At 64.2% G+C, this 22,450-nt stretch carries 14 protein-coding genes; 5 read left to right on the top strand and 9 right to left on the bottom strand.

The genetic code is table 11. The annotated features are described in order from the left end of the window. Positions 1-18: 18 nt before the first annotated feature. From MRBLMA1_RS13495 to MRBLMA1_RS13480, 4 genes are all read right to left on the bottom strand, one after another. Positions 19-2,643: a glycoside hydrolase family 3 C-terminal domain-containing protein gene (locus tag MRBLMA1_RS13495; RefSeq protein WP_363737335.1), complete on the bottom strand. Its 2,625-nt coding sequence runs from the start codon at positions 2,641-2,643 to the stop codon at positions 19-21. A 102-nt stretch (positions 2,644-2,745) separates the two neighbouring features. Continuing rightward, a complete protein-coding gene (locus MRBLMA1_RS13490; RefSeq protein ID WP_363737334.1) occupies positions 2,746-3,978 on the bottom strand; it encodes a glycoside hydrolase family 43 protein in 1,233 nt (410 codons plus the stop codon). Between the two features lie 111 nt (positions 3,979-4,089). Further along, positions 4,090-5,676, bottom strand: coding sequence for a tryptophan halogenase family protein (locus tag MRBLMA1_RS13485; protein ID WP_363737333.1), 1,587 nt, complete (start codon positions 5,674-5,676; stop codon positions 4,090-4,092). A gap of 20 nt (positions 5,677-5,696) precedes the next feature. Next, a complete protein-coding gene (locus tag MRBLMA1_RS13480; RefSeq protein ID WP_363737332.1) occupies positions 5,697-8,588 on the bottom strand; it encodes a TonB-dependent receptor in 2,892 nt (963 codons plus the stop codon). A gap of 268 nt (positions 8,589-8,856) precedes the next feature. Here MRBLMA1_RS13480 and MRBLMA1_RS13475 point away from each other — a divergent pair, with 268 nt between their 5' ends. The 4 genes from MRBLMA1_RS13475 to MRBLMA1_RS13460 all read left to right on the top strand — a co-directional run bounded on the left by MRBLMA1_RS13475 (position 8,857) and on the right by MRBLMA1_RS13460 (position 13,772). Next, complete coding sequence (locus MRBLMA1_RS13475; protein WP_363737331.1) at positions 8,857-9,567, top strand: SapC family protein; 711 nt, start codon at positions 8,857-8,859, stop codon at positions 9,565-9,567. Positions 9,568-9,611: 44 nt separating this feature from the next. After that, positions 9,612-10,586 (top strand): cupin-like domain-containing protein, encoded by a 975-nt coding sequence (locus tag MRBLMA1_RS13470; RefSeq protein ID WP_414714729.1) that lies wholly within the window; start codon positions 9,612-9,614, stop codon positions 10,584-10,586. A 37-nt stretch (positions 10,587-10,623) separates the two neighbouring features. Next, positions 10,624-11,694: an alpha/beta hydrolase gene (locus MRBLMA1_RS13465; RefSeq protein WP_363737329.1), complete on the top strand. Its 1,071-nt coding sequence runs from the start codon at positions 10,624-10,626 to the stop codon at positions 11,692-11,694. Between the two features lie 110 nt (positions 11,695-11,804). Then, on the top strand, positions 11,805-13,772 hold the full coding sequence (locus tag MRBLMA1_RS13460; RefSeq protein ID WP_363737328.1) for a sialate O-acetylesterase: 1,968 nt from the start codon (positions 11,805-11,807) through the stop codon (positions 13,770-13,772). A 40-nt stretch (positions 13,773-13,812) separates the two neighbouring features. On the opposite strand, the gene MRBLMA1_RS13455 is transcribed toward MRBLMA1_RS13460, so the two are convergent. The 3 genes from MRBLMA1_RS13455 to MRBLMA1_RS13445 all read right to left on the bottom strand — a co-directional run bounded on the left by MRBLMA1_RS13455 (position 13,813) and on the right by MRBLMA1_RS13445 (position 18,136). Further along, positions 13,813-15,372 (bottom strand): glycoside hydrolase 43 family protein, encoded by a 1,560-nt coding sequence (locus MRBLMA1_RS13455; protein WP_363737327.1) that lies wholly within the window; start codon positions 15,370-15,372, stop codon positions 13,813-13,815. Between the two features lie 11 nt (positions 15,373-15,383). After that, a complete protein-coding gene (locus MRBLMA1_RS13450; RefSeq protein WP_363737447.1) occupies positions 15,384-16,997 on the bottom strand; it encodes a glycoside hydrolase family 43 protein in 1,614 nt (537 codons plus the stop codon). A gap of 146 nt (positions 16,998-17,143) precedes the next feature. Beyond that, positions 17,144-18,136 carry a glycoside hydrolase family 43 protein gene (locus tag MRBLMA1_RS13445; RefSeq protein WP_363737326.1) on the bottom strand — a complete coding sequence of 331 codons (993 nt, stop codon included), beginning with the start codon at positions 18,134-18,136 and terminating at the stop codon, positions 17,144-17,146. 223 nt (positions 18,137-18,359) lie between these two features. Here MRBLMA1_RS13445 and MRBLMA1_RS13440 point away from each other — a divergent pair, with 223 nt between their 5' ends. Continuing rightward, positions 18,360-19,403, top strand: a complete 1,044-nt coding sequence (locus MRBLMA1_RS13440) for a LacI family DNA-binding transcriptional regulator (protein ID WP_363737325.1) — start codon at positions 18,360-18,362, stop codon at positions 19,401-19,403. Here MRBLMA1_RS13440 and MRBLMA1_RS13435 read toward each other — a convergent pair. Both MRBLMA1_RS13435 and MRBLMA1_RS13430 read right to left on the bottom strand, forming a co-directional pair. After that, positions 19,367-21,001 (bottom strand): glycoside hydrolase family 43 protein, encoded by a 1,635-nt coding sequence (locus MRBLMA1_RS13435; RefSeq protein WP_363737324.1) that lies wholly within the window; start codon positions 20,999-21,001, stop codon positions 19,367-19,369. The genes MRBLMA1_RS13440 and MRBLMA1_RS13435 overlap by 37 nt on opposite strands. Further along, entirely contained in the window at positions 20,998-22,242 is a 1,245-nt protein-coding gene (locus tag MRBLMA1_RS13430; RefSeq protein ID WP_363737323.1) for an MFS transporter, read from the bottom strand. Before MRBLMA1_RS13430 ends, MRBLMA1_RS13435 begins: the two co-directional genes overlap by 4 nt. Between the last annotated feature and the right edge of the window lie 208 nt (positions 22,243-22,450).

Genomic DNA, 22,450 nt, shown 5'->3' with positions numbered 1-22,450 from the left:
CGGCGGAATGGGTGAAACCTATTTGGGCAGGGGGATCATTTTGGTGATGGTGTAGCGGGCCTGTTGGCCCTGCACGCCCTCGTCCGGCTGGCCGCTGCCGACGCTCAGGCCATAGTCGCCCGGTATCAGGCCGCGCTCGCCCGCGATGGTGACGAAGCTGAGATCCCGGGGGCTCAAGGTGAATTCGACATTCCTGGTCTCGCCGGGCTTCAGCGTCACGCGCTGGAAGCCCCGCAGGGCAAGGCGCGGCGCGCCCTCGAAGCGGGGCGGCGTGATGTAGAGCTGCGCCACGTCGTCGCCGGCCCGCGCGCCCGTGTTCGTAATGGCGGCGCGCACATGCAGTCCATTCTCGACCGAACCGTTCACCGGTTCGACCGCCAGCAGCGCGTAGCGGAAGCTGGTGTAGCTGAGGCCGTGGCCGAAGGGATAGACGGGCTTCCCCCTGAAATAGCGATAGGTGCGTCCCTCCATCCCATAGTCGCCAAAGGGCGGAAGGTCGTTCACGCTTCTGTAGAAGGTGACAGGCAGCCGGCCGCCCGGATCAACCCTGCCCGACAGGACATTGCCTATCGCCAGCCCGCCCGACTGGCCCGGATACCAGGCCTCGACGATGGCGGCGGCATTGTCCTTCGCCCAGGACAGGTCGATGGCGCTGCCGTTCATGGCGACGATGACCAGCGGCTTGCCCAGCGCCTTGGCCTTTTCCAGAAAGGCGCGCTGGTCGGCGGGCAGGTCCAGCGTCGTCTTGTCGCCGCCGTCGAAACCATCGACCTTGATGGGCATTTCCTCGCCCTCCAGGTCGGAGGTCAGACCGACCACCGCGACCACGACGTCCGCGTCCTTCGCGCCGTTGGTCAGGTCACGGTCAACATCGTCAGTGACGCGCTTCCAGAAGATGGCCGGGCTGGCGGCGACGCCGCTCTCTCCCTGCAGGTGGATGGCGTAGCGCTCGCCCCTGGTCATCCGCACGTCGACCAGCTTGAGCGGTTCTGCCCAGCGCGAATATTCGCTGGCCGAGACGACGGCTCTGCTGTTCAGCGAAACGTCGCCCTTCACGCCGGTCAGGGCCAGCCGATAAACGCCGGTTTCGGGCGCAACCAGATAGCCGCTCCAGCGGACCCGATGCTTTTCCGATACCTGCCTGAACTCGCTCGCCCGCGACACGATGCTGGTCTCGGTCCGCGTCAGCACCGGACGGGTTGCAAACTGGTCCTTGCCCGTGGCGTTGAAATATTCGGCCTTGATGCCCGGCTTGCCATCCGGCGTCAGCAGCGCGGTGCCCGGAACGAGGTCGCCGTCGGTGATGGACGGGCTGAAGGGGATCACCGTCACGGCATCCCCGCCCATGACCTGCTTCAGGCCTTCGGCAACGGAAATGGGCGGCGCGCTGCGGGCGGAGGAATAATTGCCGCGCAGCACGCGGGTCGCATCCGCCAAAGGTCCGGCCAGCGCGATCTTCGTGCCGGGCTTGAACGGCAGGACGCCGTCATTCTTGAGCAGCACGATGCTCTTTTCCGCCGTGCGCAGCGCCAGCGCCTGGTGATCGGGCGTGCCGATGGCGCTCGGCGGGGTCGCGTCGGGCTGACGGGATGACAGGCCCGGCAGGTCGCCATTGCGGTATCGCGCGGAAAAGAGCCGGACGAGGGCGGTGTCGATGTCGGCCATGCCGATATGGCCCCGCGCCAGCGATTCCTTGTATCGATCGCCCAGGTCGGTGCGCCCGCCCAGCGTCGCGTTGTTGCATTCGCTGTCGACCCCGTATCGCAGGGCAACGGCGACGCCAGTGGCGGCGTCGGGCGCATATTTGTGATGCTCGTAAATATCGACCACGGCGTCGCAGTCGGACACGACATAGCCGTTGAAGCCCCAGGCGCCGCGCAGATAATCCTGAAGCAGCATATGGCTGCCGCAGGCCGGTTGCCCGTCGACGCGGTTGTACGCGCACATGATTGATCCGGCCTTGCCCTCGACAATGGCGGCGCGGAAGGCGGGCAGATATGTATCCTCCAGATCGTGCGGCGTGGCGAAGATATTGTCGGTGTGGCGGCTGGGTTCCGGGCCGCTATGGACCGCGAAATGCTTGGGCGTCGCGACCACGAGTGGCAGGTCCGGATTGTCCCCCTGCATGCCCTGGATAAAGGCGACGCCGATCCGCGCTGTCAGATAGGGATCTTCGCCATAGGTTTCCTGACCCCGGCCCCAGCGCGGATCGCGGAAGATGTTGATGTTGGGCGACCAGCTGTCGAGGCCGGTGCCGATCCGTCCGAGATGTCCGGTCTGCCGCCCCAAAGTGTGCAGCGCGCGGACCTCTGTCCCGATGGTGGAGGCGACCTGATGGATCAGCGGCGCGTCGAAGGTAGCGGCGAGGCCGATCGGCTCCGGGAAATTGGTCGTGGGCACCGCACCGATCGCCCCGTGCAGGGATTCGGTCCACCAGTTATAGGCGGGTATGCCGAGCCGCGGAATGGCAGGCGCGACGTTCAGAAGCTGCGCGACCTTCTCGTCCAGCGTCAGCTTGTCGACAATCGCCCGCGCCTTGCTGTCGGCCTCCGCCCGAATGTCGCTGGCCTGGGCATGGGCCATGGGGGATGTGGCAAGGCACGATAAGGCGCCGGCCGCGCAAAGGGCGAGTGCGGTCTTCATGATCATTTCCCCATGAGCGCGCCGTTTTCGGCATCGCCCGTCGCTTTCAGTCAAACAAACAGGTGGGCGCGGGGGATGGCACTTCCCCCGCGCCCGGCGCGCTCATTGGGCGGCGCCCCCCTTCGCGCCCTTGGCGACGAAGGGATTGATCGTCCGGATCGTGCCGTCGGGGTTATAATGCAGTTCGGTCACCTTCACGTTGCGCAGGCGGGTCTGGCCCGACAACTGGCTGTCGGCGTAGAACAGCCACCATTTCCCGTTCCATTCGACGATGGAATGATGGGTGGTCCAGCCTTCCACCGGCTCCAGGATACGGCCCTTGTAGGTGAAGGGGCCATAAGGGGAATCGCCGACGGCATAGACCAGATAATGGGTGTCGCCGGTCGAATAGCTGAAATAATATTTGCCCTTATATTTGTGCATCCACGACGCCTCGAAGAAGCGGCGGTCATGGTCGCCGCCCTGCAGCGGCTTGCCCCTGTCGTCCAGGATCTGGATCGCGCGGGGCGCTTCGCTGAATTCCAGCATGTCGCCGGTCAGTTTCGCGACGCGTGGCGCCAGCGCGGGCTTGTTGTCCTGGCCCAGGTCGGTCTTCGAACCGTCCGGATCATATGTGCCGCCGACATTGCGCTGAAGCTGCCCGCCCCAGATGCCGCCGAAATAGATGTAGCTCGAACCGTCATCGTCCGTGAAGACGGCGGGATCGATCGAATAGCTGCCCTTGATCGGCTGCGGCTGCGCCTTGAACGGGCCCATCGGGTTCTTGGCAGTGGCGACGCCGATGCGGAAGGCGCCTGCCTTGTCCTTGGCCGGGAAGTAGAGATAATAGGTGCCGTTCCTGTACGCCGCGTCCGGCGCCCACATCTGCTTGTCGGCCCAGGGCACGTCCTTAACGTCCAGCGCCACGGGACCGACGGTCACGGGGCCGCCGATCTTGTCCATCGACAGGATGCGATAGTCGCGCATCTCGAAATGGCTGCCCAGGTCATCCTCCGGCGTCGGCCCGTCAATGTCGTGGCTGGGATAGACATAGATCTTCCCGTTCCACACATGGGCAGATGGATCGGCGGTGTAGATGTCCTTGACGAGAGGCTGGGACAGATATTCGGACGCGTCGCGCTTCGCCTCAGTCTTTGGCTGGGCTTCGTTCGCCGGCTGCGACTGCTGGCACCCGGCGGTGAGCAAGAGGACGGCGAGCGGCAGCACTTCCAGGGCAGGTTTCGATCTTCCTGAACCAGATTGCCGCTCCCGATTCGCGGCCTGCGCAAATGTCCTGACCTGCGACCAGGCCCGATCGGCTGGAAATCGCTCTGCGGCGCGCAACATCTTGGGCATGCTGATCCTCTCTGTTATAACTTTCACGATAGCGCTACCATTTTGTGAACGCAATCTTCTCTGACAAATTATCCGGCACCCTCGACGATCTTCGATCGCCAGACCTGCAGGTCAGACGGGCTGCAACCCATGGCTCATGATCTTGTCGATCAGGTCGCGATGCCGCGGCAGGCCGGCGAGCAGCTTCGCCGTCATGGCCGCGTTTTCGCGCCGCGCGCGTTCTGCGAGATGAACGTCGCGCGCCAGGGCAGGCTGCTCCACTTCCGTGCGGAAGCCCATGCCGTAGAGCACATATTGATAACTCGCCGCGGGGAATATTTCCTCAACCCGGTCGAACTCGTCAAGGAACCAGGGCGACTGATAGCGCCATAGCAGCATCAGTTCCTTCAGCCGATCGGGAATGCTGTCATCACGGACATTGTCGCGCCAGAATTCGCTGTCGGTTCGCTTGGTCAACACATAATGCAACTTCAGGAAATCAATGATCCTGCCCCAGCGATAATGGGTCGTCGCATTGAAGCGGGCAGCAACGATGTCCATCACCTCGCGGCAGGCGGGCATCTGTTCGGCGATGATCTTGGCCGACAATTCGATCAGGACGATCGCGGATGCTTCCAGCGGTTCGAGGAAACCGGCCGCCAGCCCGACGGCGATGCAATTGCCCTTCCAGAAGGTTTCGCGATGGCCGGATCGGATCGCGATCTTCCGCGCGGTCAGCCCGTCGGCAAGCGGACCGATATAGGCACGCAGTTCCCGTTCCGCCTCATCCTCCGAAATATGGCTGCTGGAATAGACATGGCCGACGCCGCGCCGCGTCGGCAGGCCGATGTCCCAGATCCATCCCGCGCTCTGCGCCGTCGAAATGGTGTGCGACGCCATGGCACTGTCGGGTCGTTCATAGGGCACCTGCATCGCAAGCGCGGTATCGCAGAACAGCACGTCCCCGCAGTCCCTGAACGGCACCTTCATCGCGCCCTCGATCAACAGCGCCTTGAATCCGGTGCAGTCGACGAACAGGTCGCCCTCGATCTCGCCGGCCTGGGCGGTGCGGATGGCGCGAATGTCGCCGTCTTCCTTCATCAGCACCTGCTCCACATCGGCCAGGGCATGGCGCACGCCCAGCTTTTCGGTGCAATGGCGTTGCAGGAAGGGGGCGAACTTGCCCGCGTCGAGATGATAGGCATAGTTGGCCAGCGCATCATATTCGGCGGTGGCGATCGTCTTGGGCGCCAGGCCGTCGTCGCAGATGCGGCCCTGCGAACAGACGCTGTCGCAGAAACTTTCGTCCCCCTCGCTCGCCAGCCAATGGGGCGCAAGGTTCACCTGCCCGAAATTCTGGGGCAGCATCAGGGGGTGGTAATAGCCGTCGTCTGGCGTTCCCGTCGTCCAGCGGGCGAAGCGCGCGCCCTGCTTGAACGCGGCATCGCATTCGCGGAACAGGTCGGTTTCGGAAATCCCCATGCGCGACAGGGTCGCGCGCAGTGTCGGCCATGTCCCTTCGCCCACGCCGATGATGGGGACATTGGGGGATTCCACCAGCGTGACGCTGAATCCGCGGCCGATGCGGCTGCGATGGCGGGCAGCGATCACGCCTGCCGTCAACCAGCCGGCGGTGCCGCCGCCGACGATCACGATGTTGCGGACCGGATGGACCATATCGAAATTACCCGTAAAAAGGGAGGGGATGTCAACCGACATCCCCTCCAGGGCGAGATAGTTCAGAAGCGGTAGCGAACGCCCGCGGTGAACCGCCGGCCATAGCCATAGACGTCAAGCAGTTGATTGCTGAAGCGGCCATGGGTGCTGTAGGTTTCGTTCGTGATGTTCAGCGCTTCGCCAAAGACGCTGAACTGGTCGGTCAACCGGATATTGGTGCTGAGATCGATCTGAAGCGCGGAATTGACGAAGGTCGGTTCCGCACCGAAGGCCGAATTGTTCTGCGCCTGGCCGAATTGGAGCAGATATTTGTCGCGCCAGTTCACGGCAGTCCGGAATTCGAAGCCGTTCTTGTCGTAAAAGGCGACGAGGTTCGCAGAATTAGCGAGGCCCGTCACGGCAAAGCCGCTCTGCGACAGGTCGGCCCGATCGTAGGGCTTGTTGGTCTCCACGAAGGTGGCGTTGGCGTTGAAACCAAAGCCGCTGTCGCCGAACACATGCTGCCATGCCAGTTCGATGCCCTTGACCGTCGCATTGGGTCCATTCACGCGCTGCGACACGGTGAATATTGCCGGCTGGCCGGTCGTTGGATCGATGACATTGTTGATGGTCTGGCGCTGGGTGCCCGCGACGATGAAGTTCGACACATTCTTCAGGAACAGGTTGACCGCCGCGTAGGAGTTGCGCTGGTAATACCATTCCATCCCAAGGTCGAAATTATCGGCCAGATAGGGCTTGAGGAAGGGATTATTGCCCGTCGCGCCCAGTGCGCCCACGCGCTGGCCGGCGCCGACGTTCAGGACCGGCCCGAGATAATCGAGACGGGGCCGGGTCATGGTGCGCGACGCATCAAACCGCAGGTGCAGATTGTTCGTCAGTTCCAGCTTCATGTCCAGGGCGGGCAGGAAGTAGGAATATTTGTTGCGCTCCGTAACCGCTTGGTTCGGAGAGAAGGCGACGGTCAGCAGTGTGGGATCCGCCGCGCTGCCCGTGATCGATATCGGCAAGCGGCCGATGCCGGACGATACCAGGCTGGTGATCTCCTCGCGTGCGCCCGCGTTGAAGTGGAAGGGCATGCCGGCCACTTCGGTATTGAAGTTCACGCTGATCCAGGCAGACCAGCTCTTTTCCTTGATATCCTGGACGCTGCCCGGGTCGAGGGCGAGATCAAATGTACCGTTAAAGCCCGTGCAACAGCCGCTATTATATCCGGGGGTGTTCGGCCCGGTCCAGAGCCCTTCCAGATATTGCTGGTAAGCGCGCGCATCATAATTGAGCAGGACCGGCGGAAGCGAGCCGGAGAAGCCCGGGATCCAGCCTTTCGTGCTGATCGTGCCCTGGATCAGGCTCGCCGGGATCGGCACGCCGCTGGTACGGCCGGAAGGCGTGCCGTAACCGGCATAGGCCTGCCAGAAATTATTGGCGAATGTGTTGCTGTTCTGGAGGGTGAACCGATCCTCCATATAGCGACCGCCCAGCTTGATGGTGAGATCGTCCTGCTTCCAGGTCGCGCCCAGCCGGAACTGCTTGATGGTGTCGCTGTTCTTCTGCGCCTGGCGGACGGTTACATGCGAACCGATGATCGACTGGTCGGTCCAGCGTGCCTGATCCCCCGCCGGGCCGTAGGTCGTCAGTTCCGGGAAGGAATTGCTGCTGTTGCCGGTGACGCGGACGCCCAGCGAGGTGCCGAGCAGGCCGCCATAGCCGATGTCGCCATTCTCGCTGCTGACCTGACCATCCGGGTTGAGCCGGCTCTTGGAATAGCTGGCGTCGGCATCGATCGTCAGATTTTCGGTCGCTTCCCATTTAATGTTGCCGCCGACCTGGTTGGTTTCCAGGATGTTCTTGTCGGTCCCGGCGGTAAAGTCCGTGGGCGAGCCTGCCTGGAGGAAGTTGACCGTGGTGCCGTTGCTGTCCAGTTCGACATTGCGCAGATCGCCCTGGTTGAACCAGATGCCGAAACCGGCAATGTCGGTCACCACCTTCTGGCGCGAATAATTGTCGTCGATCGTCAGCACGACATCGTCGGACGGCTGCCATTGGAAGGCGATCCGGCCGTCGAGGCGCTCATCCTTGGTATAACGCTGGTCCGCGCCATATTGCTGCTGGTACCAGCCGACCACATTCTGCCTGTTGGTCGGCGTCGCCCAGGCAGTGGAGGTGGGGTCGGAGGTGGGCGAACATGCCGCCGCGGTGCTGCCCGCGATCTGGCACGGCGCATAGCGGCCGCCCTGCCAGCCCGACACATAGACGCGGTTCGTCTGCGTGTCGCGACGGGTGTAGATGGCGTCCACCAATATGCCCATCGTGTCGTCGGCGAAGGTCGTGCTGAACAGGCCGCCCACGGTGGGGACGATCTTTCCGGCATCATCCTGGATCGATCCGGCGGCGCTCAGCGCCACATGGGTGCCGGGCTTGTCGAACGGCTTGGGGTAGGAAATGTTCAGCGTGGCGCCGATGGAACTGCTCGACAACGAAACTTCCGGCGTCTTGTAGACCGCGAGCTGCCCGACAAAGTCGGCGCCAACGGTGGTGAAGTCCACCGAACGACCGCCTGATGCAGTAGAAAGTCGTCGTCCATCCACCAGAGTTTCATTGAAGTCGCTACCAAAGCCGCGTACCGTTATTCCCTGCGGTTCACCGCGCGATCCATTGCGCTGGATCGACACGCCGGGCAGTCTTTGTAATGAAGCCGCAACGTTCGAGTCCGGGAATTTTCCGATATCTTCGGCAGAAATGACATCGACGACGCCGGATGATTCGCGTTTGATATCAAGATTGCGCTGCAGCGACCCGCGAATGCCCGTGACTATGATGTCCGCATCGCTCGCCGAAGGGGCGGCAGCATCCTTCGCCGTCTCCTGCGCATGGACCGGCGTCGCGATGGCCAGGACCAGCAGGCTTGCCGTGGCAGCAAGCGCGGCCCGGCCACGCCCCGACTGTGCTTTGTTCATTCTATGCGTCATGATCCTCCCCTTGTTCAGACAATATCTCGCCCGAACGCCGCTGCACTATTGCTGCGGCGATCATGTTTTCTTGATCGGGGTGATTTGCGCCGCTCTTTTTAAGCGGTTTTGATCATCCTCACCCTTCTCTTCTTTTTTCTGTGGGAAAATGTTAGCGCTATCTAAAAGCGTGATCAAGCGGAATTGTAGGTGTAATCATTATACGCCAGGATGCAGTCTCCGCATGCGCCTGAAGCTGGCCGGGAAGGCAAGTCGAATGGCGGCGAATCGGGAGGGTGAGGATATGGACAAGGTGGAACTGCTGAACAGCGCGCGTCACGCGGCCTTGCGGATGCGACCGGCATATAGGGAGGTTGATCCCTTCGTCCGTATCGTGATCAGCGAATTTCCGGCCGCCGCCATTGCCTGTCCGCTGCTTTTTTCCAAGCATGCGGATACCGGCGCATTCTATGTCGGCGCGCTCATGGGTTTCAGGAAGGGAGAATGCCTGATCGATTCGCCGGACGGGCGCCCGGCGTTCCGGCCGCTGGAGGCGGATCGCGCAGGCTTCTTCGCGATGGGGGAGAGTATCGCCTTCGACGCGGCGCACAGCCGTTTTGGCGAGTGGGACGGCGAATCGCTGTTCGACGCGCAGGGCGCGCCGACGGCATCGCTCAAGGCTGTTCAGAACGCGCTGGGGCGCCTTATGGCGGGGGCCGAGGCGACCGACGCCTTCATCGCGGCCATGCTGGAGCATCGGCTGATAGAGCCGATCGACATCTCGCTCAGCTTCGACGACGGGGATCGGCTGCGACTCGACGGCCTCTATACCATCAGCCTCGACGCGCTCGGCGATCTGGACGACGCGACGGTGCTCAGGCTGTTCCGCGCTGGCCATATGCAAAGCGCTTATGCAATGACCGGCTCGCTCCGGCATATCGCGCTGATGGCGCGCCGGCGCAATGAACGGCTGGCGGTGCCGGCCTGACCATGGGCGGCTCCGGGCCAATGGTGGAGCTTGCGGCAGCGGACATGGCGACCGCGGATGACCTGCGCTCGCTCGCCGCACTGTGCCGGCCCGCAGTGATCCGGCAGGGGTTCAGCGACTGGCCGGCGGTGGCGGCAGGCAGGCAAAGCGCCGCGTCGGCACTGTCGCACATCGCCCGTTTCGCGGCCGGACTGAGCGCGGAATATTTCACTGCCGGCGCCGAGCTGAGTGGACGTTATCATTATGGCACGGGGCCGGGCGGCTATAATTTCAGGCGGGAAACGGCCAGCGTCGGCGACGCGCTGGGCCGGATCGCAGCCAATGCGGAGAGCGGCGCGGAAACCGCCTATCTGGGGTCGCTGCCGGCAGATGCCTATTTTCCCGGTTTCGCGGAGGAAAATCCCTGCGGACTGGTGAGTGCAGGGGTCCATCCGCGCCTGTGGATCGGCAATCGATCGACGATTGCCTGTCATTATGACGGTTATGACAATCTCGCCTGCGTGGTGGCGGGGCGACGGCGCTTCACCCTCTATCCGCCGGATGCGATCGGTGATCTTTATGTCGGGCCGGTGGATCATACGCTGTCCGGTCAGCCCGTTTCCATGGCGGCGGGCAAAGCCGATGCGGCGACGACCTATCCCCGTTTCGCTGCCGCGCAGGCAAGGGCGCTGGTGGTCGACCTCCTTCCGGGGGACGCTCTCTACCTGCCCAAGCTCTGGTGGCATCAGGTCGAGGCCACGGATAACGTCAACATCCTCGCCAATTATTGGTGGGATGGGTTCGCGGCAGGGCCTGACGCGCCCTATACGGCGATGCTGCTCGCGATGATCGCAATTGCCGAGCGGCCCGCGCCTGAACGCGCCGCGTGGCGGGCCTATTTCGACCATTATGTCTTTCGCCCGAACGGGCATCCGCTGGCGCATCTGCCGGATGAACGGCATGGCGTCCTGGGTCCGCTGGCGCAGGGCAATTACGGCCGCATCCGAACATTGGTCATGCGCCTGCTGCGCGGCGGCTGAGCCGGAACGACAAATCAAAGGAAGAAGAGGGGACGATATGAAGAACAGGATCATGGCGGCGTTGATCGGGTCGGCACTGGCGATGGGCGCCGCGCCCGGCAAGGCGCAGCCGGCGACGGACGGACCCGCGGCCGCAGCAGGCGCGAAAGCCGCGACCATCGAGCGCATCAAGGTGCATGCGCCGACCATCCAGGGCAATCTGGAGGGAGACGCCGCCGATCGCGACGTTCTGGTCCTGTTGCCGCCCAGCTATGGCCGCGAACCGGCCAGGCGCTATCCCGTCATCTATGCGCTGCACGGTTATACCCTGAGCGCCGAACAATGGACGAAGGATCTCAACGTCCCGACGACTGCGCAAAATGCCTTTGCGAAGGGCACCAGGGAGATGATCGTCGTTTTTCCCGATTCGAAGACTGCGCATAACGGGTCGATGTATTCATCTTCGGTGACCACGGGCGACTTCGAAACCTTCATCGCGCGTGACCTGATCCGCTATATCGACGCTCATTATCGCACGATCGCCCGGCGGGAAAGTCGCGGCCTGGTGGGGCACAGCATGGGCGGCTATGGCGCCAGCCGCATCGGCATGAAGCATGCGGACATGTTCGGCGCCCTTTACATCATGAGCCCCTGTTGCATGTCGGCGCGCCCCGCCGGGCAGATGGACGCGGCAGCGATGAAGACGCTGGAGGCGCTGAAGGCCCCCGCCGATTCGGCTGGCCTGCCTTTCTTCCTCCGGGCGCAACTCGCAGCTGCTGCCGCCTGGTCTCCCAACCCCAAAAATCCGCCACTCTATCTGGACCTGCCGATCAAGGACGGCCAGATGCAGCCGCAGGTCCTGGCTCGCTGGGCGGCCAACGCGCCGCTTGCCTTTGTCGACCAATATGTCGGCAATCTGCGCCGCTACCGGGCCATCGCCATCGACGTGGGGGACAAGGATAGCCTGAAGGATGATACGCAGACGCTGCATGAAGCGCTCGACCGCTACGGCATTGCCAACAGCTTCCAGATCTATGACGGCGACCATGGCAACAGGATAACGCAGCGCTTTCAGGACGATGTGCTCCCCTTCTTCTCCACCCATCTTGATTTCGGAGCGACGAAATAGAACAGCCTTTGGGTAGCGATAACAAAAACGGTTGCCGCCGGAGGAAAGTGGATTATCCCGGCGCGCAACGGCCCGGCACAGGGCCATGCCAGAGGGAGGAGCAACGGCCCATGTTTTCCCGCCACATCATCCGCCATTCCGGCCTGACCGCCATATTGGCAGCGCTGGGTGCGGTTCCGGCATTGGCAGCGCCGCGCTTCGATCCGATGTTTGGCGATCATGCGGTGATCCAGCGTGACCATCCGGTGACGGTTACGGGCCGATCCGATCCCGGCGAAACCATCGCGGTCACGCTATCGGATCAGGTTCGTCAGGTTCGCGCCGACAGGGAAGGGCGTTTCGCGGCGTCCTTCGGTTCCCTCGCCACCGCTGGCCCGGTGGTGCTGGAGGCGCGCGCCGCTTCGGGCAGCATCGTCGCGCAGGACGTGATGGTGGGCGATGTCTTCCTCTGTTCAGGCCAGTCGAACATGGAGCTGGAGGTCCGCAACGCGCAGGATGCGGTTGGCCAGATTCGCGCTTCTGCCGACGCCCAGTTGCGCTTGATGCTGGTGCCGCGCGCGGTCGCGGACGTGCCATTGCGCGACTTCCCGCAGGCGCCGTCCTGGCGCCCGGCCGGACCCGACAGCGTCGCTGATTTTTCGGCGGCCTGCTATTATATGGCGCGGGAATTGCGGAAGATGACAGGGGCGTCGGCAGGGGTGCCGGTCGGCGCCATCGCCAGCAGCTGGGGCGGTTCGCGGATCAGCCCGTGGATGGGCGCGCAGGCGCAGGCGGTCATTGGCCAGGCGGCGCAATCCGCGCTCGTGTCGCTGCATGGGCGGGACCCCTTCGCGGCAGAACGGGCGGCGAGCGCCGAATGGGAAAAATGGTGGCGCAAGGAAACCGGCGACACCCCCGGCAAGGAACCCTGGCAGCCGGACAGCAGCCTTGCGTGGCAGGACGTGCCTCGCATAGGCCCCTGGGAAGAATGGGGTGTTCCCAGGCTGGCGGATTATAATGGCATGATCTGGTTCCGCCGTGAAATCGATCTGACGGCGGCGCAGGCGAGGCAGGCGGCCACGCTGTCCCTGGGTCTGCTGGACGATGTCGGGCGCGTGTGGATCAATGGCAAGCCGGTGGCGATGAGCGCGCGAAGCTGGCAGCCCAGCATGTTCGACGTGCCGCCCGGCATGTTGAAGCCGGGGCGCAATGTGCTGATCGTCAATGTGCAGGACAATTACGCCAATGGCGGGCTGTCGGGCCCGGCGGAGGTCATGAAACTGGGGCTTGGGCAGGGCGTGGAACTGCCGCTGGGCCAGGGTTGGCGCTATGCGGTGCCGGCGACTTCGCCTGCGGGCGCCCCGCGTGTTCCATGGGGCGACACGACCGGCTCCGGCACGCTTTATAACGGCATGATCGCGCCGCTGGGTTCCATCGGGCTGAAGGGCGTCGCCTGGTACCAGGGCGAATCGGATGTCGACCTGCCGGGTTATGCCGACCGCATGAAAGCGATGATGGAGGATTGGCGGCGGCAGTTCGGCGCGCCGGACCTTGCCTTCGTCGCCGTCCAGCTCGCCGCTTACGGGCTGCCGGTGACCCAGCCGGAGGAAAGCGGATGGGCGGCGATGCGGCAGGTGCAATATCAGGCGATGGCGCGGGATGCGCATGGCGGCCTCGCCACCGCCATCGATCTGGGCGACCCGTTCGACATCCATCCGGGCGAGAAGCAGGAGGTCGGTCGCCGCCTGGCCCGCGCGATGCGGGCCGTCGCCTATGGCGAGCCGGTGTCGCGCATCGGGCCGCAGGCGGCGCGGGTGACGGCCACCGCTGACGGCGGCGCGGCGGTCGAATTCACCGGGCTGACCGGAATGCTGCGCTTGCGCAGCGCGAGCCAGGCAATCGGCTTCGAACTATGCGGTACGCAGGCGGGAAGCTGCCGGTTCGTACCCGGCCGGGTCGAGGGGGCACGCGTCATGCTGGCGGGCGATGGCCTGCCGGCGACGCGTGTGCGCTATGCCTGGGCGGAATCGCCGGTCGTCAACCTCTATGATGAAGCGCCGCTGCCGGTCGGATCGTTCGAATTGCCCTTCACGCGGTGACGGGCGGAGAGGATCAGCGCTACAGCGCGGCGGATGGAGCTCATGGCCGCGCACCCTGCGGAAGCGGCATGAGGGTGAAGCTGTCAATGTCGAGATAACCGCCCGCCGGCGCGGGATTGTAGCAGGAAAGCGCGATCTGCTGCCCCTGGAACGTGCCGGTGCGCCAGTCGAAGGCGAGCGGGAAGGCACCGCCCGCCTCCGCCCATTTCCGGTTATCGAGGCTGTAGGCGACGCGCCCCCGGCTGCTGTCGAAATCCATGTCGATGCGCAGCCAGAGCGTGCGGCCGGGGATGGACAGGGCGGGGACGCGCACCTCCGTCCTGGGCCCGTCCTTCATGCTCTCGGTCAGCATCATGCGAAGCGACCGCCTGCCCCTGGCGCCGCCGACAACCGAAAGCTGGGCGCTATATTTGCCGAAGCTGCCAAGGCCGCAAACATCGCCCGGCCGCATGCCGGCGGTGTCGATCTTCGCCACGGCGCGCATCCTTGGCCCCTGCGCCTTCTCAGTCAGCGTGTTGCGCGCGGTCCAGATGCCGTCGGCCTGCGTGGCGTGAAGGCGCAGATAGCCAGGACGCGCCGTCAGCGACCACTTGCGGTCGTCGGGATTATGGTTCCACTGCCATTGCAGGCCAAGCACGCGTGACGAGAAATCGTCTGAAGAGGCTGGTTCGGCGAAGCCCCGGCCCTTGATCGGCTTGGGCGATCGTTCGGGCACCTGGTCGGGCCGGTCGGGGGTGCCCCACCAGGGCCAGTCATCCTTCCAGAAGATCGGGCTGATGTTGGTCATGCGGCCGATCGCGCCCGCGTCCACCATGACGAAGCCGTACCAGCTGCCATCAGGCATATCGACGATCGCGCCCTGATGCCCGCCTGTCCTGTCGTCGATGGAGCGCTTTGTCTCCCATGGTCCCCAGATGCTGCGGGATCGTGAGACGGTCATCGCCAGCTTGCCGGGAATGGCATTGAACAGATAGTACCAGTCATTATGGCGGATGATCTTCGATCCTTCCGCGCCCTTGTTGTAATAGGTGACCTTCGCGGCGGTGACGGCGCTCAAGTCCTTGTTGAGGGTCAGCAACGTCACCGTGCCGTCAGTGCCGATCGAGGTGCCGAGATAGGCGGTTCCGTCCGCATCGATGAACAGCGCAGGGTCGAAGGCTTCGCGGTCCAGTTCCCTGTAAGGCCAGGGGCCGGTGATGGACGCCGAGCGATAGATGCGCGTCCGGTGCCCGACGGGCGTCACCGCGACGTAGAACATGTCATTGTGGCGACGCAGGCTGGCGGCGTAGAAACCGTGGCGATAGTCCCCGCCATCCTTCAGGTCATAGCGCGGGTCGCCGTCGAGCCGGTCGACGACATGGCTGACGATGCGCCAGTTCACCAGATCCTTCGAATGCAGGATCGTGACGCCCGGGGAATTGGCGAAGGTCGTCGAGACGAAATAGAAATCCTCGTCGACGCGGATGATGTCGGGATCGGGATAGTCGGCGAAGAGGACGGGATTGCGATAGGTGCCGTCGCCCTGGTCGGCGCGCCACACCTGCGCGGGCGCGGCGGCGGCGAGGCTGGCGGCCAATGCGACGGTAACGGGGCGGAGCATGGTGCGCTTCCTCATGAGGCGGGCGTGTAGTGATAGGGGCCGACGATCGTTCCGACGAAGCCACCGGCCTTCTTCGTGCTGAGCAGCGTGGCGTCGACCCCCTGCTTCAGCGTCCGGGTCTTGCCGCCGACGCCATAGTCGAACGCCATCGTTCCGCCCGTGATGCGGATCGTGAGTGTCAGGGGGCTGCTCGTGGAGACTGGCGCGGCAGCGACCAGCGTGTCTGCGTCGGCCGCATCGCGGGTGTAGAGTGCAACGACCGGCTTCCCGGCCAGGCGGGTCAGGCCGAAGAAAAGGTCGCTGCGATCGCTCTGCACGGCGGCCAGCCCGGCGCGGTCGCCGTCCTTGACCGGCGTGTAGCGCAGGGTGGTGGAAAAGGTGGCATTGGCATGCTGCTGCCGTCGCCCGATGAAAGCGGGGACGCCGTTGAGGTCGCCGATCGGCGACCCGCTCTCCAGTTCCAGCGCGCCGCCGCTCAGCCGGTAGAAGGGTGCGTGCGGGGTGCGGATGCCGATCCACTGCATGGGGAGATGCGCGCCGTCGAATTCCTCGACATAGGAGAAGTCGCCGCTCGTCGGGATCGCCGGTCTGGGCTGCGGCGGCAGGTCGGGGATTTTCCCTGCATGGGGGATAGCCTGACCGCGGGGCAGGATGATCGGCCAGCCGTCCTTCCATGTCACCGGCAGCAGGAAGGTTTCGCGCCCGATATTATAGTGATCGGCGGCATCATAGGGGCGCACGGCAAGGAAGGTCGCCCACCAGTCGCCCTTTTGCGTCTCGACCAGCTGCGCATGGCCGGCCGCCGCGATCATGTCCGGGCGGTCGGGGTCGAGATCGCGCTGGGTGAGGATCGGATTGCCCTCATAGGCGGTGTAGGGGCCGCGCAGCTCCTTGGATCGGAACACGACCTGCGAATGGTTGACGCTGGTGCCGCCTTCGGCTGCGGTCAGATAATAATAGCCGTCCTTCCTGAAGATGTGCGGCCCTTCGATCCAGACCGGCTTCCGGCTGATGTCGACGCCGCCATTGATGAGCTGCGTGCTTTCCCCCACCATCTTGCCCGCGCGCCAGTCATATTCCTGGATCCAGATGGCGCGATGGCCATCATAGCGAGGCGACTCGTCGGGGGCGCGGTTGTTGACGATCCAGGCCTTGTCCCCTTCCCAGTAGAGGGACGGGTCTATTCCTTCGAACGGCAGCCATATGGGGTTGGACCATGGGCCCGCGGGGTCTTTCGCCGTGATGATGAAATTGCCCCTGCATTCGACGCAAGTGTTGACGATGTAGAAGGTGCCGTCGTGCCAGCTTATGGCTGGTGCGAATACCGCCTGCGAAATGCGGCGGCCGTTGAAGTCGAGCTGTTCCGGCCGATCGATGGCGTTGCCGATTTGCGTCCAGTTGACGAGATCTTTCGACCTGAAGATCGGCAGGCCGGGATAATGGGCGAAGGAGGAGTTGACGAGATAATAGTCGTCGCCCACCCGCATGACCGATGGGTCGGGATAATAGCCGGTCAGGATCGGGTTGCGATACTCACCGGGCTTGACCGCGATCTTCTCGATCGATGTTCCCTCATAGGCAAAGCGATCGAAGCGGGCGGGCGCGGCGGCGGCGGCGCCCGGCATGGCCAGCGCAACGTACAGCAGCGCGGAGGAAAGGGGCAGAAGGCGCAGGGTCCGGTGCGTCACGATCAATCTCTCCTTGAAGTGCCGACCATCCTGCGGCGTCTTATATTGATAACGCTACCATCGCCATGTGTCGAGCGGGATGCTCAGTTCTGCGCGCGGGGCGCCGTGATGCCGGCCTCCGTCTGCACCACCGGCTTCAGGGTGCCGTCGGGATTATATTCCAGCCGCTCCACGGTGACGGCCCGGCGACCGATGGCGCCGTTGAGATCCCCGATCGCGAGCGAGGCGTTGTGCAGGAAAATATACCAGTCGCCCTTATATTGCGCGATCCCCGGATGGATGGTGAAGCTGTACTTGCCCGATCCGGTGAGTTCGCCGCGATAGGTCCATGGACCGTCAAGGGACGTTGCCGTCGCATAGGAGATGCGCTCGTCCCGGTGCGTCGCCCGGTCGAGGGAAGCATAGGTCAGATAATAGAATTTGCCGCGCTTGTGCAGCCAGGGGCCTTCCTCGAAATGGGGCGGCGTGATTTTGCGGATCGACCCGTCCAACTCGATCATGTTGGACTTCAACTTTGCGATATAGGCCTGACGATTGCCCCAGGCGATCCAGGTCGTGCCATCATCGTCCGTGAAAACTGTAGGATCGATGTCTTCCCAACTATGCGTGCCCTTGGGCGTCATCTGGTTGGTGATGAGCGCCGAACCCTTGGCGTCGACGAACGGGCCCGTCGGTTTGTCCGATACCGCGACGGCGATCGCCTTGCCCGGATGGGTCTGATCATGCTCGACAGCGGCGTAGAACCAGTACCGGCCGTTCTTCCTGATCGCCTGCGCCGCCCAGGCATCCTTCTTCGCCCATTTGAAGTCGGACACCTTCATGATCGGCCCATGGTCGGTCCAGTGGCGCATGTCGGTGGTGGAATAGACCAGCCATTCCTTCATGTTGAACATCTCGTCCCGCTGTGCCTCGTCATGGCCGACATAGAGGTAGAGGCGTTCGCCATCGACCATGGGCGCGGGATCGGCGGTGAACTTGTCGCGGATGATGGGATTGCTCCCGGGCGCCGCGTCCTGCGACAAAGCGGGCGCGGCCATGGCGGCAAGGGCAAGGAAGGGGAACAGCGATCGGCGCATGGGAGGAAAGTCCTTATGATGATGAGTTTGAAATGATATGGCGCCCGCGCACCAGGCCATGACGCGTGCTTGCAATGGCGTTGCACGGCTTCGCCACCCGGCAGCGCGGCCGCGCTACCCAGCGACGACGCCAACCGTGCCGGTACCTGCCTCTTTGCCCCTTTGCCGAAGGCGATCCTTGGCTTAGATCATTTGCGGGTTTGGCGAAGACTTGGGGGTGGACATGGCGAGACTGGAGCGTCCGGCGCGCGGGGCGACGATCGTCGATGTGGCGGCGCGGGCAGGCGTGTCGTCCATGACGGTGTCGCGCGTCATCAACGGGCGCGCGGGCGTCAGCGCCCAGGCACGCGCCGTGGTGGAAGAAGCGATCAAGGCGCTTTCCTACACCCCGAACGTCGCGGCCCGCAGCCTGGTGACGTCCAGCGAACTGAGGATCGGCGTCATCTACTCCAATCCCAGCGCCGCGTTCATGAGCGAATTCCTGACCGGGGTATTCGAGGAGGCGTCCGCCCGCAGCGCGCGGCTGGTGCTGCTCAAGGGGGAAGGGGGTCGGGCTCCGTCCGGCACCGCGCTGGAGGACTGGATCGATTCGGGGATCAGCGGCGTGCTGCTCGCGCCGCCGCTGGGCGAAGCGCCGGAGTTGCTCCGCGTCCTGCGGAACAGGGATTGCGTCATGGCGGCGGTGGGCGCCTATCAGTCGCCAGAGACGATTTGCGTGCGGATCGACGATCGGGCGGCCGCCTATCAGATGACCGGGCTGCTGCTGGACAAGGGGCATCGCCGTCTCGGGTTCATCCTTGGCAATCCCGATCAGGCGGCGAGCGCCGAACGCATGGCCGGTTTCTACGCCGCCGTTCGGGAGCGAGGCGGGGTGGAGGTGCAGGTCGCCCAGGGCGATTTCACCTATATGTCCGGCCTCGCCGCGGCGGAGCAGTTGTTGGGCGCGGACAAACCGCCCACGGCGATCTTCGCGAGCAATGACGACATGGCGGCCGCCGTGGTATCCGTGGCGCACCGTCGCCATCTCGACGTTCCGGCGGAACTGACCGTCGTGGGGTTCGACGATACGACCGCCGCCCAGACGCTGTGGCCGCCGCTGACGACCGTGCACCAGCCGGTGCGCGCATTGGCGGCGGAGGCTCTGAGCCTGTTGGTCGCGGAAATCGCGGCGGGGCCCCGTCGTTCCCGCGTTCCACGTGAAAGGATTTTGGAGCATCGGATCGTGGAGCGTCAGTCCACCGGAGCGCCGAATTCTTCCTCCACATAGACGAAGTTGGCGAAATCCGCTGGATGGGCCTGCCCCGACAGATCCTGACAGGCCAGGCCGATGAAGGCGCCGGTGAAATTCGGCAGTCCGGGATGGGTGACTTCGTCCGACAGGATGCTGGCGTCATGGACATCCGGAAGGATATGCCACCCCACCTCTCCATTGGCCCGCCAGGCGAAGGTCAGCCGGTCGCCATCCACATCGGCGCGCAGATCGATCGCGCCGTCGGGCAGCCGATCAACGGCGACGTCGAATCTGTTGCCCTCCGGATTTTCCGGTGACGCGGAAAGAAGCTGAAGCTGCTGCCGGCCTCCCTCCGCGCTGACGCACAGATAGTAGAATTTGGTGCTGTTATAATAATGAATCAGGCCCGCCGCCTGCTGGAACCCCTGGGGTTCGAAGGAGAGTGTGGTCGTCGCGGTAAAGCGGAAGGCGGTTTGCCGCCGGGCCACCAGCGCCTGTTCGAACAGGCTGCCAACGGTTTCGCGGCCGTAAAGCCGCAGGAAGCCGGGCCGCGCGGTCAAGCTGAACAGCCGTTCCGGGGCGGGGCTGCGCAGCCATTGCAGATCTTTTGGCAGATGGGGAAGGTCAAAGCGGCCGTCCCAGGCCTCGATATTCCATGGGGCGTGCGGCAGATCCGGCGCCGGCGGCGTTTCGTCGGGCTGCGCGTCGCCCGCAATGGTGCGCAGCCACCCGTCCTCGCCCCATCGCATCGGCTGTATCGCGGTCTCGCGCCCCATGATGCAGCGTTCGCGTCCCGGCAATGGCCGGCCGCATAGATAGGCGAGCCAGGGGCTGCCGTCCGCCAGTTCCACCAGATCGCCATGGCCGGCACGGGTGATGGGCGCGTCCCTGCGGCCCGCGCTGGTCAGCACGGCTCCATCCGGATGCACGTCATAGGGGCCGAGCAGGTCGCGCGAGCGGGCCATGACGACGGCATGGTCCCAGCCAGTGCCCCCTTCGGCGACAAGCAGATGATAGAAGCCGCCCCGCTTGTAGATATGCGGCCCTTCGGTAAAGCCGCGCTCCGTACCCTTGAAGATCAGCGTCGGTTCGCCGACCAGTTTCTGCGTCGCGCGGTCCAGCTCCTGCGCCTGGATTCCGGCGAACCGGCCATGGCCGGGGCGGTGGTCCCACAGCATGTTGAGCATCCAGCTGCGCCCGTCATCGTCATGGAACAGCGCCGGGTCGAAACCGCTGCTGTTGAGGTGCGCCGCGTCCGACCATTGACCATCGACCGTCTCGCAGGTGACGAGATAATTGGGGAAGTCGCGCAGCGACATGCCCTTCGCTCCCTGGACCGTGGTGGCCCCGTACCGCTTGACGTCGGTGTAGACCAGCCAGAAGCGGCCGTCCGCATGGCTGAGATCCGGAGCCCAAACGCCGCAGCCATCGGGATCGCCGCGCATGTCGAGTTGCGCGGCGCGATCGAGCGGGCGGGCGACGAGCCGCCAGTTCACCAGATCGCGGCTGTGGTGGATCTGCACCCCCGGATACCATTCGAAGGTGGATGTCGCGATGTAGAAATCGTCGCCCACGCGCACGATCGACGGATCAGGATTGAAACCCCGCAAAATCGGGTTGGAAATGTTTGTCATCGAGGTTTGCGCACCAGCGTCCACAAAAGGGCGGCGCCGACCAGATCGAGCACGCCGAGAAGGATGAAGAAGGGTTCATAGCCGACCCGGTCGACCATCTGCCCCAGAGAGAGGGAAAAGATCAGCACGCCCAGATTACCCGCCAGGCCCGCCATGCCGGCGGCGGTCGCCACCTCATTTTTGGCGAACAGATCGGACGCCATGGTGATGACCGTCACGGACAGGGTCTGATGGGCAAAGCCGCCCAGGCAAAGCAGCGCGATCGCGGCATAGGGATTGGTGGCAAGTCCGACAAAGGCCATGCCGGTCATCAGCACGGCGCCCAGCGTAAAGGCCGCGCGGCGCGCATCGATAAGGTCGATCCCCTTACGCTGGAGAAAGGCGACGACGGCCGGGCCGAACAGGCATCCAAGGTCCGCGGCCAGGAAGGGAAGCCAGGCGAATAGCGCGATCTGCCCCAGATCGAAGCCGCGCACGCGGGCGAGATAGAGCGGCATCCAGAAGGAGAGCATGCCCCAGACCGGATCGGCCAGCAGGCGGGGGAGCGCTATGCCCCAGAGGTCGCGCCGCCGCGCGAGGGCCAGCACCGAGGGCCGTTCCGCGCGAGCGGCCAGGCGCACTTCCTGGTTGTTCAATATATAGTCGCGTTCCGCCTGGCCCAGGCGGCGATGCCGCGCCGGGCTGTTGTAATTGAGGAACCAGAGGACCGACCAGATAAGGCCGATGCCGCCCGCGACGACGAAGGCCAGCCGCCAGCTATGCACCATTACGGCCCAGGCAACGAGCGGCGGAGCGAAGACCGCGCCGAAGGAAGCACCGATATTGTAGATGCCACCCGCGGCGCCGCGTTCCCTGGACGGGAACCATTCCGCCACCAGCTTCTGGCCGGCCGGCTGGGCCGATCCTTCCGCAAGGCCCAGCAGTCCACGTAGCGCGGCGAAGCCGAACCAGCCATTCACCAGGCCATGCGCCATGGTGATGAGCGACCAGAGCGCGACGCACAGGGCAAAGCCCACGCGCAGCCCCACGCTGTCGAGGAAATAGCCGGCGGCCGGCTGGAGCATCACGCCCAATTGGAAGGCGCCGGTGATCCAGCCATATTCGATGTTGCTGATCTTCTGCTCGGCCAGGATCACGGGCGCGGCGACGCCGAGCACGGAGCGCGAGAGATAGTTGATGACCATCGCGCCCACAAACAGGCCGATGATCGTCCAGCGGAACTTGCCGGCCAGGGTCAGCATGGCGCCCCGCTCTCCCGCGAAGCAAGGAGCTGCCGCCGTTTTCGGGCGTGGAGAGCCGGACGGCCATCGTCTGGCCACATCGCGCGATGTGGGCATTTGTGGTTCGAAAGCAACGTCCCCTCCCAATAATCTTGTAGGAGTATTGACAATAATCCCGCTCCAATCAATAGGGATTGTTAGCGCTAACTAAAAAACCGTCGATTCATTG

It is taken from the genome of Sphingobium sp. LMA1-1-1.1 (assembly GCF_040676365.1).
Lineage (GTDB): Bacteria > Pseudomonadota > Alphaproteobacteria > Sphingomonadales > Sphingomonadaceae > Sphingobium.
This window is presented reverse-complemented; position numbering and strand designations above follow the sequence as displayed.

Excerpts from the sequence above, each read along its gene's own strand:
- MRBLMA1_RS13495 (WP_363737335.1), bottom strand. The coding sequence starts at position 2,643 with ATGAAGACCGCACTCGCCCTTTGCGCGGCCGGCGCCTTATCGTGCCTT.
- MRBLMA1_RS13490 (WP_363737334.1), bottom strand. The coding sequence starts at position 3,978 with ATGCCCAAGATGTTGCGCGCCGCAGAGCGATTTCCAGCCGATCGGGCC.
- MRBLMA1_RS13485 (WP_363737333.1), bottom strand. The coding sequence starts at position 5,676 with ATGTCGGTTGACATCCCCTCCCTTTTTACGGGTAATTTCGATATGGTC.
- MRBLMA1_RS13480 (WP_363737332.1), bottom strand. The coding sequence starts at position 8,588 with ATGAACAAAGCACAGTCGGGGCGTGGCCGGGCCGCGCTTGCTGCCACG.
- MRBLMA1_RS13475 (WP_363737331.1), top strand. The coding sequence starts at position 8,857 with ATGGCGGCGAATCGGGAGGGTGAGGATATGGACAAGGTGGAACTGCTG.
- MRBLMA1_RS13470 (WP_414714729.1), top strand. The coding sequence starts at position 9,612 with ATGGCGACCGCGGATGACCTGCGCTCGCTCGCCGCACTGTGCCGGCCC.
- MRBLMA1_RS13465 (WP_363737329.1), top strand. The coding sequence starts at position 10,624 with ATGAAGAACAGGATCATGGCGGCGTTGATCGGGTCGGCACTGGCGATG.
- MRBLMA1_RS13460 (WP_363737328.1), top strand. The coding sequence starts at position 11,805 with ATGTTTTCCCGCCACATCATCCGCCATTCCGGCCTGACCGCCATATTG.
- MRBLMA1_RS13455 (WP_363737327.1), bottom strand. The coding sequence starts at position 15,372 with ATGCTCCGCCCCGTTACCGTCGCATTGGCCGCCAGCCTCGCCGCCGCC.
- MRBLMA1_RS13450 (WP_363737447.1), bottom strand. The coding sequence starts at position 16,997 with ATGCCGGGCGCCGCCGCCGCCGCGCCCGCCCGCTTCGATCGCTTTGCC.
- MRBLMA1_RS13445 (WP_363737326.1), bottom strand. The coding sequence starts at position 18,136 with ATGCGCCGATCGCTGTTCCCCTTCCTTGCCCTTGCCGCCATGGCCGCG.
- MRBLMA1_RS13440 (WP_363737325.1), top strand. The coding sequence starts at position 18,360 with ATGGCGAGACTGGAGCGTCCGGCGCGCGGGGCGACGATCGTCGATGTG.
- MRBLMA1_RS13435 (WP_363737324.1), bottom strand. The coding sequence starts at position 21,001 with ATGACAAACATTTCCAACCCGATTTTGCGGGGTTTCAATCCTGATCCG.
- MRBLMA1_RS13430 (WP_363737323.1), bottom strand. The coding sequence starts at position 22,242 with ATGCTGACCCTGGCCGGCAAGTTCCGCTGGACGATCATCGGCCTGTTT.